The following is a 268-nucleotide window of genomic DNA, read 5'->3' as shown; positions in this document are numbered from 1 at the left end:
GAGGCAGGAGCCGACTATATCATGACGCAGCCTGTTTACGATGCAGAGTCGATCAAGCTGGTATATGAGTCGACCAAGCACATCGGTATTCCTGTTTTTATCGGAATCATGCCGCTGACGAGCCAAAGAAATGCGGAGTTCCTCCACAACGAAGTACCTGGAATCAAGCTGTCCGCAGAGGCGTTGGAGCGGATGAAGAAGGTGCAGGGAGCCGAAGCGCGCAAAGAAGGGATAGCGATCGCCAAGGAACTGCTTGACACGGCCATAC

1 protein-coding gene is annotated in these 268 nt (G+C 53.4%); it reads left to right on the top strand.

Annotation, left to right across the window (positions count from 1 at the left end; translation table 11 throughout):
* Nucleotides 1-268 (top strand): methylenetetrahydrofolate reductase (locus SB775_RS30070; protein ID WP_410864909.1); only part of this gene is annotated, 268 nt, incomplete at both ends.

The organism is Peribacillus sp. SIMBA_075 (assembly GCF_046534585.1).
This window is presented reverse-complemented; position numbering and strand designations above follow the sequence as displayed.